Origin of the sequence: Streptomyces rectiviolaceus (genome assembly GCF_039533825.1) — a bacterium.
GTDB classification, from domain to species: Bacteria; Actinomycetota; Actinomycetes; order Streptomycetales; family Streptomycetaceae; genus Streptomyces; species Streptomyces rectiviolaceus.
This window is the reverse complement of sequence record NZ_BAAAUG010000080.1, coordinates 1-13,382: the sequence shown is the minus strand read 5'-3', so window position 1 is coordinate 13,382 and position 13,382 is coordinate 1. Positions and strand designations below refer to the sequence as shown.

Genomic DNA, 13,382 nt, shown 5'->3' with positions numbered 1-13,382 from the left:
CCGCCCTGCGGCGCAGGCCGCGGTGCACGGTGGGCGGCACGCCTCGTGCGGATGCGGCTGACACGGTACGGGCAAGTGGCGTACAGAAACGACGTACGGGAACTTCCGTACTGAATCGGACGTTTCACGTATGGCCTACCCCAGCGCGTGCGTCATCTCATATCTGAGATAACCTGCGAAACATGGCAGACGATTACCTCGTACGTATCGGCAAGCTCATCCGCGACGCCCGTCAGCACAGGGGCTGGACGCAGTCGCAGCTTGCCGAGGCGCTCAACACAAGTCAGAGCGCCGTGAACCGCATCGAGCGCGGCAACCAGAACATCAGCCTTGAGATGATCGCCCGTATCGGCGAGGCGCTGGACAGCGAGATCGTCTCCCTCGGGTATGCCGGGCCGATGCATTTGCGAGTGGTCGGCGGACGCCGGCTGTCCGGCTCCATCGACGTCAAGACGAGCAAGAACGCCTGCGTGGCGCTGCTCTGCGCCTCCCTGCTCAACAAGGGACGCACGGTGCTGCGCCGCGTGGCGCGCATCGAGGAGGTCTACCGCCTCCTCGAGGTGCTCGGCTCGATCGGCGTCCGCACCCGTTGGATCAACGACGGGGTCGACCTGGAGATCGTGCAGCCGGCCAAGCTCGACATGGAGGCGATCGACGCGGAGGCCGCGATCCGGACCCGCTCGATCATCATGTTCCTGGGCCCGCTCCTTCACCACATGGACCGCTTCAAGCTGCCGTACGCGGGCGGTTGCGACCTCGGCACCCGCACGATCGAGCCGCACATGATCGCGCTGCGCCGCTTCGGGCTCGACATCGCCGCGACCGAGGGCCTGTACCACGCCGCCGTCGCGCGTGACGTCGTCCCGGACCGCCCGATCGTGCTGACCGAGCGCGGCGACACGGTGACCGAGAACGCGCTGCTCGCCGCGGCGCGCAGCGACTGCACGACCGTCATCCGCAACGCCTCGTCGAACTACATGGTCCAGGACCTGTGCTTCTTCCTGGAGGCGCTCGGCGTGAAGGTCGAGGGCATCGGCACGACGACCCTCACCGTGCACGGCGTCCCGACCATCGACGTCGACGTCGACTACTCCCCCTCCGAGGACCCGGTCGAGGCGATGAGCCTGCTCGCCGCGGCGGTCGTCACGGAGTCCGAACTGACCGTGAAACGCGTCCCGATCGAGTTCCTGGAGATCGAGCTCGCGGTCCTGGAGGAGATGGGGCTCGACCACGACCGCACGGCGGAGTACTTCGCCGACAACGGCCGTACGCGCCTGATCGACCTCACCGTCCGGCCCTCCAAGCTGGAGGCGCCGATCGACAAGATCCACCCGATGCCGTTCCCCGGCCTCAACATCGACAACGTCCCCTTCTTCGCGGCCATCGCGGCGGCGGCGCAGGGCAAGACCCTGATCCACGACTGGGTCTACGACAACCGCGCGATCTATCTGACCGACCTGAACCGCCTCGGCGGGCGGCTCCAACTCCTCGACCCGCACCGGGTGTTGGTGGAGGGCCCGACCCGTTGGCGCGCCGCCGAGATGATGTGCCCGCCCGCGCTGCGGCCCGCCGTGGTCGTACTGCTCGCGATGATGGCCGCCGAGGGCACGTCCGTCCTGCGCAACGTGTACGTGATCAACCGTGGCTACGAGGAACTGGCCGAGCGGCTCAACTCCGTGGGCGCGCAGATCGAGACGTTCCGGGACATCTAGCGCGGACCGGCCGCCCGGCTCTCCCGCTACGACTGGGCAACGATCACCGGTCGGCCCTGGAGCTGTGCGAGGGCGCGGTGTTGGGGTGGGTGCATGGAAGACCGCACCCTCGCTCCCGGCACGCGCGCCCTCGTCGTGTTCTGTGCCTCGCTCGCCCTGCTCACGGCGGGGTGCGGCGAGAAGGGCGACACCGGCAAGCCGTCGCCGTCCCAGGGCGGCGGCAACCCCGTGTCGACTCCGACCGCTTCCCGTCCGGTGCCCTCCGACGGCAAGGGCTCCAAGGACCCGGACGACATCAACGGGGACGGGCACCGCGATCTGCTCCTGCCCGTGCCCTCCCACAGCGAGAACGAGAAGGAGCGGACCGGCGTCGTCTTCGGCTCCGCCAAGGGGCTCGACCCGTCGACGCACGCCGTGTACGACCACGCCGCGGGCACCGTCACCACGGCCGACCTGGACAGCGACGGCTATCCCGACTTCGTCGCCGTCGACGGATCCATGGAGCCGGGGCTGCCGGCCGTGCACTGGGGCGGCCCGAGCGGGCCCGATGCCGATGCGGATGCGACCCGGATCCAGCTACCGGGCGGCGGCCCGGACGGGGGTCTGTCCGGGCCGGTCCGGGGCGACTTCGACGGGGACGGGCACCACGACATCGCGGCGGTCCGCCAGGACGGGTCCGTGACCCTGCTGTACGGCCCCTTCACCCGCGCCGGCGCTCCGGCCCGCACCGACACCCGGCCCGGCCAAGGGAGCTGGCTCGCCGCGGACGACATCGATCCGTCGGGCAAGGCGCGGGCGACCGGCCTCCTCGTCCATGAGGGCGACGACGGCGAGCAGACGGCCGGGGTCCTCTACCCGGCGCGCACCGGAAGCGGCCTCTCCAGGACCTCCGTCGAGCTGCGCGAGGGCAACGCGGTGGCGTTCGGCGACTACGACGGTGACGGCGCCCGCGATCTGGCCATCGGCGACAACGGAAGCCGCAACAACGAACCGGACACGGGCGAGAAGCCGGAGACGGCCTTCTCGCTCGCGGTCTACCCCGGCAAGGGCGGCGACCCGGTCACGTACAAGATCCCGAAGAGCCGCAACTCCTACTACGGGCCCGGCGATTACGCGTCCGCCGACCCCGACGGCGACGGCAAGGACGGCATCCTCGTCGCCACGGACGAGGGCGCGCTCCTGATCGAGGGCGAGAAGCGGACGAAGATTCTCCGTGAGGGCCCCGCCCGCGCGGGCGGCAAGAAGACCCCGGCCCGGTGGCGGCACGCCCGCCCGTACGCCGCCGCCGACTTCGACGCCGACGGCAAGGAGGAGCTGATCCTGAACTGGGGCCCAGGTGTCCTCTTCGGCCTGTACGGCGAACAGCCGACGCACTGGTGGATCACGGACGGAACGTCACCTCACGACAAGACGGCGTTCACGACAACGTCCTTCCCGGGACGGCATGGCTGAGCCCCGTCAGGGGCGCGGGGAACTGCGCGACCAGCCCCCACCGGCCCGCAGGCCGGGTCTTCATCGCGCCACCAGCGGAACGCTCAGGTGCTTGCCACGAACTCCCGGATCGCCGCCGCCAGACCGTCGGGGCGATCCAGCGGGATCAGGGTGCGGCAGTCGTCCAGTTCCACCAGACGGCTCTTGGGGAGCAGCTCGGCGAACCTGCGGCCGTGTTCCGGGGGCAGCATCTTGTCCTGCTTGCCCCAGACGACCAGGGCCGGCCTGTCGTAGCTGCGCAGGGCGTCCGCCGCCTCCCGCATCTCCGTCTTGCGCGCCGAGCGCAGATAGTGGATCAGGATCTGGCGGGCCGCGGGGTCGGTGCGCAGCGGTGCGATCCAGCGGTCCGTCAGGTCGTGCGGGACCGGGCGGTGCGCCATCAGCGCGTATCCCGTGCCCGGAACGCGGCGCAGGGCGCGTACGGACAGGATGCGGACCAGGAGCGCGATGCCGCCGGGAACGCGCGCGGCGACGTCCAGCATCTTGCCGCCCGCGCCCGGCGGGTAGTTGTCGAAGGCCTCGCAGCCCGCGATGACCATCCGGCCGACGCGGTCGGGGCGCTCGGCCGCCAGCTGCTGGAGCCGCCCGGCGTCGTTCTCGACGAACACCGCGTCGTCGCCGAGATCCAGCGCGTCGGCGAACTCGCCGATCAGCCGCGCCATGGTCAGCGGCGTCAGCTCGGCGCCCGGCTTCAGCGGCACGCGATGGCTGCCGTACGGAAGGGTCGGCACCAGACAGCGGAAATCGCCGCCCAGTTCCTCGACTACATGGCGCCATACGCTGCCGTCCTGGACGAGGCCGTGCAGGAGGACGAGCGGTGTGCCCGTCCCTCCGGTGTCCTCGTACTCGATCGGTCCTGCGCTCAGCTCGATCCGAGCCATGGCCGCCCCGTTTCCTCGCCGATGGTGGCCCCGACGCTATGCGGATCAGTCGAGGACCGCCACCCCTTCGAGCTCCACCAGGCACTCCTCGTCCCAGAGGCGGACCGCGCCGATCACCGCCATGGCGGGATAGTCGCGACCTGCCAACTTGCGCCAGATGGCGCCGAGTTTGGCGGCCTGGGCCCGGTAGTCGGCGACGTCCGTGGCGTAGATGGTGACGCGGGCGAGGTCGGCGGGGGTGCCTCCTGCGTGGCGCAGGGCCGTGAGGAGGTTGGTGAGCGCCTTCTCGAACTGCTCGGGGAGGGTGGTGCCGGTGACCTTGCCCTCGGAGTCGAGTGCGGTCTGACCCGCGAGGAAGACGAGGCGGCTGCCGGTCGCGGTGACGGCGTGGGAGAAGCCGGTGGGAGGGGAGAGGTCGACGGGGTTGAGGCGGTTGAGGGGCATGGAGCTACTCCTGTTTCTGTCTTGTGTGCGGCTTCGTCGAGCCTGCGAGTTCGTCACGCCTGCGAGTTCGTCGCGCCCGCGAGTTCGCCCTCAGACGCCGGACGGGCCTGCGGAGCTTGCTCCCGAGTACAACTCCTTCGCAATGATGGTCCGTTGAACCTCGCTCGCCCCCTCGTAGATGCGAGGCGCCCGCACCTCGCGGTACAGGTGCTCCAGCAAGTGCCCCCGCTGCAAGGCACGCGCACCGTGCAGCTGGACCGCGGCGTCCACGACGTACTGCGCGGTCTCCGTGGCCACCAGCTTGGCCATGGCGGCGCGTTGGGCGATGTCCGGCTCACCGCGGTCGTAGGCAGCCGCCGCCGCGTACACCATCAGACGAGCCGCCTCGGTCCGTGTCGCCATCTCCGCGACTTGGTGCGCCACCGCCTGAAGGTCCTTCAACTTGCCCCCGAACGCGTCGCGTTCGGCGGTGTGCGCCAGCGTCGCGTCCAGCGCCGCGCCCGCCATGCCGACGGCGAAGGCGCCGACGCTGGGGCGGAAGCGGTTGAGGGTGGTCATGGCGACGCGGAAGCCGCGGTCGGGTTCGCCGAGGACGTCGTCGCCCGTGACGGTCACGCCGTCGAAGGCGAGGGCGCCGATCGGGTGCGGGGAGAGCATGTCCAGGGGGGTGCCGGTGAGGCCCGCGCGGTCGGCGGGGACGAGGAAGGCGGTGACGCCGCGTGCGCCCGCGCCGGGGGTCGTACGGGCGAAGACGGTGTAGAAGTCGGCCTCGGGGGCGTTCGAGATCCAGCACTTCTCGCCGGTGAGCCGCCAGGAGGAGGCGCCGTCAGGTGCGGCGCTCAGGGCCAGGGCGGCGACGTCCGAGCCCGCGTCGGGCTCGGAGAGCGCGAAGGCGGCGACGGCGTGCCCCGCGCGGGCGGGAGCCAGCCACTGCTCGCGCTGCCGCACGGAGCCGTACGCGGCGACGGGGTGCGCCCCGAGCCCCTGCAGGGCGAGCGCGGTCTCCGCCTCCGTACAGGCGTAGGCGAGGGACTCGCGCAGGAGGCAGAGGCCCAGGGCGCCCGACGTGGCGTGCGGGGCCCGTGAGGCATCGGACCTACCGGATGCACCGGATGCACCCTCCCCCTCCCCGTCCCCCGCGAACAGGCGGTCAAGGAGCCCCAGTTCGCCCAGCGCCTCCACCAGCGGGCGGTTCACCCGGCCCGGCTCGCCCTTCTCCGCCAGCGGGCGCAGCCGCTCGTCGGCGAGGGTACGTAGCTCCGCACACCATGCGGTTTGTTCCGGATTGAGCGAGAATGCCGTCATGCCGGGCCCCTCCTCTATCGCGCACCGTTGACTGTCGTCACCATCACGATACGCTCGTTGCGCGAGCTCACCACAAGCCCGAACGGCAAGGGGGCGACCCGCTGTGGACGCCAAGAGTGCACTCAGACTCCACCCATCGGCTCACGTCGACACTTTCGCCCGGGAGCATCTGCCGCCGCCCGAGCAGTGGCCCGCGTTCGTCCACGACCGGCCCGAACTGCATTACGCCGATCGCCTCAACTGCGGCGCCGAGCTCCTGGACCGGACGGTGGAGCGGCACGGCGCCGGCCGGCCCGCGTTCCGTGCGGGCTCGGGCGACGTGTGGACGTACGGCGAGCTGCAGCGGCACGTCGACCGGATCGCGCACGTCCTGACCGGCGAACTCGACGTACTGCCGGGCCAGCGCGTCCTGCTGCGCGGCCCCACCACCCCGTGGCTCGCGGCCTGCTGGCTCGCGGTGATGAAGGCGGGCGCGGTCGCGGTCACCGTTCTGGCCCAACAGCGCTCGCACGAACTGGCCACGATGTGCGAGATCGCCGAGGTCGCCCACGCGCTGTGCGACGCCCGCGCCGTGGACGACCTGGTCAAGGCCGGGATCCCCGGGCTCGGTGTCACCACCTTCGGCGGGGACGCGGACGACGACCTGCTGGCGCGCGCCGCCCGGCAGCCCGATGTCTACGAGGCCGTCGACACCGCCGCCGACGACGTCGCCCTCATCGCCTTCACGTCCGGCACCACGGGGCGCCCCAAGGGCTGTATGCACTTCCACCGTGACGTGCTCGCCATCGCCGACACCTTCGGGCGCCACGTCCTGAAGCCGGGGCCCGACGACGTGTTCGCGGGCAGCCCCCCGCTCGGCTTCACCTTCGGGCTCGGCGGTCTCGTCATCTTTCCGCTGCGGGTCGGCGCCTCCTCGCTCCTGCTCGAACAGGCGGGCCCCAAGCAGCTGTTGCCCGCCATCGCCGAGCACGGCGTGACGGTGCTCTTCACGGCGCCGACCGCCTACCGCACGATGCTCGACGAGCTGAGCGGGCCGGACGCGCCCGAGGTCGCCTCGCTGCGGCGGTGCGTCTCCGCCGGGGAGAATCTGCCCGCCGCCACGTGGCAGGCCTGGCACGAGCGCACCGGTCACCGCATCATCAACGGCATCGGCGCGACGGAGCTCCTGCACATCTTCATCTCCGCCGCCGACGAGGCGATCCGCCCCGGCACCACGGGCCGTCCCGTCCCGGGGTGGCACGCGCGCGTGGTCGACGATTCGGGGGCTCCGGTGCCGGACGGCGAGCCGGGTCTGCTCGCCGTGCGCGGTCCTGTCGGCTGCCGGTATCTGGGCGACGAGCGCCAGCTCCAGTACGTACGCCACGGCTGGAACGTCACCGGCGACACGTATGTCCGCGACGCCGACGGCTACTTCACCTACGTGGCCCGCGCGGACGACATGATCATCTCGGCCGGGTACAACATCGCGGGCCCGGAGGTCGAGGAGGCGCTCATGCGCCACCCGGACGTCCTGGAGACCGCCGTGGTGGGGCGCGCCGACGAGCTGCGCGGTCAGATAGTCGTCGCGTACGTCGTCCCGCGCGCGGGCACCGAACGGGACCCGGACCGGCTGCGTGAGTTCGTGAAGGGCGAGCTCGTGCCGTACAAGTGCCCGCGCGAGATCGTCTATCTGGACGCGCTGCCGCGCACCGCGACAGGCAAGCTGCAACGGTTCCGGCTGCGGGAGCCGGGGACCGTAGAGTGATCACGTGTCCGAGCAGCACACTCCACGGTCCCTGATCGTCACCTTCTACGGCGCCTACGGGCGCGCGGCCCCCGGCCCGGTGCCCGTCGCCGAGCTGGTCAGGCTCCTCGCCCCGGTCGGCGTGGACGCCCCGTCCGTGCGCTCGTCCGTGTCCCGGCTCAAGCGGCGCGGGCTGCTTGTCCCCTCGCGGACGGCGGCGGGCGCGGCGGGGTACGCCCTGTCGCCGGACGCGCGGCAGCTCCTCGACGACGGCGATCGGCGCATCTACGCGACTCCCCCGGCCGCGCGGCAAGGCGGCGGCTGGGTGCTCGCCGTCTTCTCCGTACCGGAGTCGGAACGCCACAAGCGGCACGTCCTGCGCTCCCGCCTCGCCGGACTCGGCTTCGGAACGGCCGCTCCGGGGGTGTGGATCGCCCCGGCGCACCTCTACGAAGAGACCCGGCACACCCTGCAGCGCCTCCAACTCGCCTCGTACGTCGATCTGTTCCGTGGCGAGCACCTCGGCTTCGCGGCGACGGCGGAGGCGGTGGCCCGCTGGTGGGACCTGGCCTCGATCGCCAAGGAGCACGAGGCGTTCCTCGACCGGCACGAGCCGGTGCTCAGGAGCTGGCAGGGCCGGAAGGACACCCCGCCGGAAGAGGCGTACCGGGACTACCTCCTCGCCCTGGACTCCTGGCGCCGGCTGCCGTACGCGGATCCCGGACTGCCCGGGGTACTCCTCCCGGACGGGTGGCCCGGGGACAGGTCCGCCGAGGTGTTCGCCGCCCTTGACGGGCGGTTGCGGGACGCGGGAGCGCGCTTCGTGACGCCGGAGGGCTCATAACGACCCTCAACTCCCCAGTGTGAGCCGGGGCTTGGGCCCGTCCGTGCGTCCCGTCTGCGGTCGGCGGCTGCCCGCTCCGTACTGCTGCGGCCAGCTGACGCCCGGCCCCGCGTAGCCCTGCTCGGCCGCAGCGTGCAGCGTCCAGTGGGGGTCGTACAGATGCGGGCGGGCGAGCGCGCACAGGTCCGTACGCCCCGCCAGGATCAGCGAGTTGACGTCGTCCCAGGACGAGATGGCGCCGACCGTGAGGACGGGGATACCGGTTTCGTTGCGGATGCGGTCGGCGAACGGGGTCTGGTAGGAGCGGCCGTACGCGGGGCGCTCGTCGGAGACGACCTGGCCCGTCGATACGTCGACCGCGTCGGCGCCGTGCGCGGCGAAGGCGCGGGCGATCTCGACGGCGTCGTCCGCTGTGGTGCCGCCGTCCGCCCAGTCGGTGGCCGAGATGCGGACGGTCATCGGTTTGCCCTCCGGCCACAACTCCCGTACGGCGTCGAACACTTCGAGGGGGAAGCGCAGCCGGTTGTCCAGCGAGCCGCCGTACTCGTCCGTCCTGTGATTGGTCAGCGGCGAGAGGAATCCGGACAGCAGATAGCCGTGCGCGCAGTGCAGTTCGAGGAGGTCGAATCCGCCGCGCTCGGCGCGCCGGGCGGCGGAGACGAACTGCTCGCGGATCTCGTCGAGTCCGGCCCGGTCCAGCTCCTGCGGGCGCTGGCTGTTGGCCTTGTACGGGAGCGGCGAGGGGGCCACCAGCGGCCAGTTCCCCTCGTCCAGGGGTTCGTCGATGCCCTCCCACATCAGCTTCGTCGAACCCTTGCGGCCCGAGTGGCCGAGCTGGACGCCGATCGCGGTGCCGGGCGCCTGCGCGTGCGCGAAGTCGGTGATCCGGCGCCAGGCCTCGGTCTGCCCGTCGGTGTAGAGCCCGGCGCAGCCCGGCGTGATGCGGCCCCGCTCGCTGACGCACACCATCTCGGTCATGACCAGGCCGGCGCCACCGAGCGCCCGCGCGCCCAGGTGGACGAGGTGGAAGTCGCCGGGGACGCCGTCCACCGCGGAGTACATGTCCATGGGGGACACGACCACGCGGTTGCGCAGGGTGAGGTCGCGAAGGCGGAAGGGCGTGAACATCGGCGGCGTACCGGCCGGGCACCCGAAGTCGCGCTCGACGGACTCGGTGAAGTGGGCGTCGCGCAGCCGCAGGTTGTCGTGGGTGACGCGGCGGCTTCGGGTGAGCAGGTTGAACGCGAACTGGCGCGGCGGCTGGCCGAGATAGTCCGGGAGCCGCTCGAACCACTCCAGGCTCGCGCGGGCCGCACGCTGCGTGGACTCGACGACGGGGCGGCGCTCCGTCTCGTACGCGGCGAGCGCCTCGGGGATGCCGGGCCGCTCCTCCAGGCAGGCGGCGAGCGCGAGGGCGTCCTCGACGGCGAGCTTGGTGCCGGAGCCGATGGAGAAGTGGGCGGTGTGGGCGGCGTCCCCGAGGAGCACCGTGTTGCCGTGCGACCAGCGCTTGTTGACGACCGTGCGGAAGTTGATCCAGGCGGATTTGTTGCCGCGCAGCGTCCGGCCGTCGAGCACGGCGGCGAAGATCTTGGCGCAGCGCTCGGTCGATTCCCGCTCGTCGAGCTCCGCGAACCCGGCCGCCTCCCAGACCTCTTCGCGCATCTCGACGATGACCGTGGACTCGCCGGTGCCCGCCGTGGAGAACGGATAGCCGTGCAGTTGCATCACGCCGTGCTCGGTCTCGGCGATCTCGAAGCGGAAGGCGTCGAAGGCGAAGTCGGCGGCGAGCCAGATGTAGCGGCAGCGGTGCGTCTCGATGCTCGGCCCGAAGGCCTCGGCGTGCGCCTCGCGCGTGAGGCTGTGCACGCCGTCCGCCGCGATCACCAGGTCGTACGCGGTGGACAGCTCGTCGGCGGGCGGCGCCTCGGCACGGAAGCGCAGGTCGACGCCGAGCTCACGGCACCGCTCGTGCAGGATCCCGAGCAGCCTGCGCCGCCCGAGCGCCGCGAAGCCGTGCCCGCCCGAGGTGTGGCGGCTCCCCCGGTGCACGATGTCGATGTCGTCCCAGCGCACGAACTCCGCCTGCAGCGCGCGGTAGACGACGGGGTCGGCGTGCTCGATGCCGCCGAGCGTCTCGTCCGAGAGGACGACTCCGAAGCCGAAGGTGTCGTCCGGGGCGTTCCGCTCCCAGACGGTGATCTCGCGCTCCGGGTCGAGCCGCTTGAGGAGCGCCGCGGCGTAGAGCCCGCCGGGGCCGCCGCCGATGACGGCGATGCGGTGCGCCTCGGGCCGCGCGGGCATCATCGCCCCTGCCACTTGGGCGGGCGCTTCTCCGTGAACGCCGCGTGGAATTCCTTGTAGTCCTCGCCGGTCATCAGGAGGGCCTGGGTCGCCGCGTCCAGCTCCACGGAGGCGGCGAGCGGCATGTCGAGCTCGGAGGTCAACAGGGCCTTGGTCTGCGCGTACGCGAGGGCGGGGCCGTCGGCGAGGCGGCGCGCCAGGGACTGCGCGGCCTCGGGCGCCTTACCCTCGTCCGTCAACTCGCTGATGAGGCCGATCCGTTCGGCCTCGGGGGCGCGCACCGGGTCGCCCAGCATCAGGATGCGGGTGGCGTGACCGAGGCCGACGAAGCGGGGCAGGAGGTACGCGGCCCCCATGTCACCGCCCGACAGGCCGACCCGCGTGAAGAGGAAGGAGAACCGCGCCGAGGGATCCGCCACCCGGAAGTCCGCGGCGAGGGCGAGCACGGCGCCCGCGCCCGCGGCCACCCCGTGCACGGCGGCGATCACCGGGAAGGGGCACTCACGGATGGCCCGCACGACCTGTCCCGTCATGCGGTTGAAGTCGAGCAGCTGAGCGGTGTCCATGCCGAGGGTCGCGCCGATGATCTCGTCGACGTCACCGCCCGAGCAGAAGCCGCGCCCCTCTCCGCCGAGCACCAGGGCGCGTACGGACTTGTCGCGGGACAGTTCGGCCAGGAGATCCCGCAGGTCGGCGTAGGCGCCGAAGGTGAGCGCGTTCAGTTTGTCGGGGCGGGCGAGGGTGACCGTGGCGACCCCGTCGTCCACCTCGAAGCGGAGGTGCTGCCAGTCGGGGGTGCGGGGGGTGGAGCCGGTGAAGGGACTCATGACGACGTGCGGCCTCCTCGGTCGGGGCGGCGGCGGTCTACCTCTCTCGAAGTTATCACCTATCCGTGACTGTCGTCACGAGTGCGCGATATGCGCCACCCGCAGGGCCTTGTGGGAACTTAAATCCTGAAATGCGCGTCTTTTCACCTGGAGGACCCAAGGGCCGGACGTCCCGGACATGCCCGACCGTCGACCCTGTCGACATAGCGCTTAAGATTCGTACGGTTGAAAGCAGGACCTCCTGCTGCCCTGAACGGACGACCCGCCTTGCACGAACCTCCAGCTCCCGCCTCGTGGCGCATCGCGCTGCCGCACACCACGGCAGCCGTACCGATCGCCCGTGCGCTGGTGCGTACCGCGCTCACCGAGATCGAGTCGCCCGCCGACAGCGACACGGCGGAGCTCCTCACGGCGGAGCTGGTGGCCAACGCGGTGGAGCACACCTCGGGGCACGACCCGATAGAGCTCGTCATCGAGCTCCTGCCGACCGGCTGCCAGGTCGAGGTCCACGACTCCAACCCGCTGCCGCCCGGCGATCTCACCAGCCCCTCACCGCCCGAGCCGGACCCCTGGCAGGAGCACGGGCGCGGCCTGCTCCTGATCCGCACCCTCAGCTCGTCCTGCGGTCACCGCCCCACCAAGTCGGGCAAGGCCGTGTGGTTCACGCTCCCGGCACAGCTCGGTCCGGACGCGGACTGCGCCTGAGCCGGACGGCCACCACCTCGCCGACGCGCCGCACGGCCGCCGGGTCGAGGACGGCGAGCGCGGGCAGGGCCCGCCACCAGTCGTCCCGGACCAGAAGCTCACGGATCAGGCGCTCGCCCTCGGCTCGGTCCTTCATCCGGCACGGGCCCGCATAAGCGTCCAGGAGCAGCAGCCGACGCAGGTCGGACGCGGTGCTCCGCTCCCGTGGACGGGGCAGGGAGCACCACTCGCGACCGCCGTCCAGGGCCGCCAGAGCGGCGACGCCGAGGCGCATTCCCTGGTAGGGCTCGGGCAGCGTACGGCCATCGGCCGGGATGCCCATCAGCAGAGCGGTCATCGACCAGAGGGCAGCCGCCTCACGGGCGGGCCGCTGATCACTCATGGTGTCCTGCCACCGCCATTCCCCGAGGCGCGCGACGGCCTCGTCGACGTCGACCCTGGAGAGCGCGAGTACGGCCGACGCCCTCTCGAACGGGTCGCGCAGCCAGCTCAGGCGCGGCGAGTACTGGAGCGGGTTGCTGCCCGTCCGACGCCCGGCCAGATCCCGCACCCGGCCGGTGATCCAGGCACGTACCGCATCCGGTTGGGCCCACAGCGTCGCCGCGAGCGCGGCCCACCACGCGTCGGACACGTCGGGGGCCGCGGGGTCCTGGAACCACTCGTCGTGCGCCTTCGCCCGTGCCAGAGTCGCGCACTCCGTCCGGCGTGGATCCCCGGGCGGCAGGAGCCTGGTCAGCGCGGCGAATCCCGCCACGGTCTCCTGCATCGGATCGTCCCTGGCCATCTCGATCGCCCGGTCGATTCCGTCGACCAGGGCGACGACCTCCAGGTCGTCGGCCATCAGTGCGGCACTCCCCGGTCGCCCGAACCGCGGACTCAGCGCGCGGAAGGCGCGCGTCGAGTCCGCCGCACGGTCCTCCGCACGGTGCAGCACGATCCGGGCCCAGGCGTCCGACGGCTCCGGAGCAAGCCGGGTCAGCTGCCCGGCCTGGTCCGCGGCCCCCGCTGCCGCCAGCGCCTCGGGCAGCACACCGAGCACCGGTGCCAGCGCCGAGCGGCCGCCCTCGGGGCTCTGCCGGGACTCGTCCGCGATGACCCGCGCCAGGGTGGCGGCGTCCGACGGCGCCTCGGCGGCGCGGCTCAGGG

Annotated in this window: 11 protein-coding genes; 5 read left to right on the top strand and 6 right to left on the bottom strand. The window is 71.8% G+C overall.

Annotated elements, in window-relative coordinates; translation table 11 throughout:
- Positions 1–182: 182 nt before the first annotated feature.
- Both ABD378_RS22940 and ABD378_RS22935 read left to right on the top strand, forming a co-directional pair.
- Positions 183–1,712 carry a helix-turn-helix domain-containing protein gene (locus ABD378_RS22940; protein WP_344523130.1) on the top strand — a complete coding sequence of 510 codons (1,530 nt, stop codon included), beginning with the start codon at positions 183–185 and terminating at the stop codon, positions 1,710–1,712.
- Positions 1,713–1,805: 93 nt separating this feature from the next.
- Positions 1,806–3,164 (top strand): hypothetical protein, encoded by a 1,359-nt coding sequence (locus tag ABD378_RS22935; RefSeq protein ID WP_344523128.1) that lies wholly within the window; start codon positions 1,806–1,808, stop codon positions 3,162–3,164.
- Between the two features lie 83 nt (positions 3,165–3,247).
- Here the strand turns inward: ABD378_RS22935 and ABD378_RS22930 are convergent, their stop codons facing one another.
- The 3 genes from ABD378_RS22930 to ABD378_RS22920 all read right to left on the bottom strand — a co-directional run bounded on the left by ABD378_RS22930 (position 3,248) and on the right by ABD378_RS22920 (position 5,833).
- The gene (locus ABD378_RS22930) at positions 3,248–4,084 is read right to left on the bottom strand and encodes an alpha/beta fold hydrolase (RefSeq protein WP_344523126.1); all 837 of its coding nucleotides are present in this window, start codon (positions 4,082–4,084) and stop codon (positions 3,248–3,250) included.
- Between the two features lie 45 nt (positions 4,085–4,129).
- Positions 4,130–4,528, bottom strand: a complete 399-nt coding sequence (locus ABD378_RS22925) for a RidA family protein (RefSeq protein ID WP_344523124.1) — start codon at positions 4,526–4,528, stop codon at positions 4,130–4,132.
- Positions 4,529–4,618: 90 nt separating this feature from the next.
- Complete coding sequence (locus ABD378_RS22920) at positions 4,619–5,833, bottom strand: acyl-CoA dehydrogenase family protein (protein WP_344523122.1); 1,215 nt, start codon at positions 5,831–5,833, stop codon at positions 4,619–4,621.
- A 103-nt stretch (positions 5,834–5,936) separates the two neighbouring features.
- Here ABD378_RS22920 and ABD378_RS22915 point away from each other — a divergent pair, with 103 nt between their 5' ends.
- A complete protein-coding gene (locus ABD378_RS22915; RefSeq protein ID WP_344523120.1) occupies positions 5,937–7,577 on the top strand; it encodes an AMP-binding protein in 1,641 nt (546 codons plus the stop codon).
- A 4-nt stretch (positions 7,578–7,581) separates the two neighbouring features.
- Entirely contained in the window at positions 7,582–8,400 is an 819-nt protein-coding gene (locus tag ABD378_RS22910; RefSeq protein ID WP_344523118.1) for a PaaX family transcriptional regulator, read from the top strand.
- A 6-nt stretch (positions 8,401–8,406) separates the two neighbouring features.
- On the opposite strand, the gene ABD378_RS22905 is transcribed toward ABD378_RS22910, so the two are convergent.
- Positions 8,407–10,707 (bottom strand): bifunctional salicylyl-CoA 5-hydroxylase/oxidoreductase, encoded by a 2,301-nt coding sequence (locus tag ABD378_RS22905; protein ID WP_344523132.1) that lies wholly within the window; start codon positions 10,705–10,707, stop codon positions 8,407–8,409.
- Positions 10,704–11,531, bottom strand: coding sequence for an enoyl-CoA hydratase family protein (locus ABD378_RS22900; protein ID WP_344523116.1), 828 nt, complete (start codon positions 11,529–11,531; stop codon positions 10,704–10,706). Before ABD378_RS22900 ends, ABD378_RS22905 begins: the two co-directional genes overlap by 4 nt.
- Before the next feature lie 267 nt (positions 11,532–11,798).
- Here ABD378_RS22900 and ABD378_RS22895 point away from each other — a divergent pair, with 267 nt between their 5' ends.
- Positions 11,799–12,236 carry an ATP-binding protein gene (locus tag ABD378_RS22895; RefSeq protein ID WP_344523114.1) on the top strand — a complete coding sequence of 146 codons (438 nt, stop codon included), beginning with the start codon at positions 11,799–11,801 and terminating at the stop codon, positions 12,234–12,236.
- On the opposite strand, the gene ABD378_RS22890 is transcribed toward ABD378_RS22895, so the two are convergent.
- A partial coding sequence (locus tag ABD378_RS22890) for a hypothetical protein (protein WP_344523112.1) occupies positions 12,193–13,382 on the bottom strand: 1,190 nt, incomplete at its 5' end. The two genes, ABD378_RS22895 and ABD378_RS22890, sit on opposite strands and share 44 nt — an antisense overlap.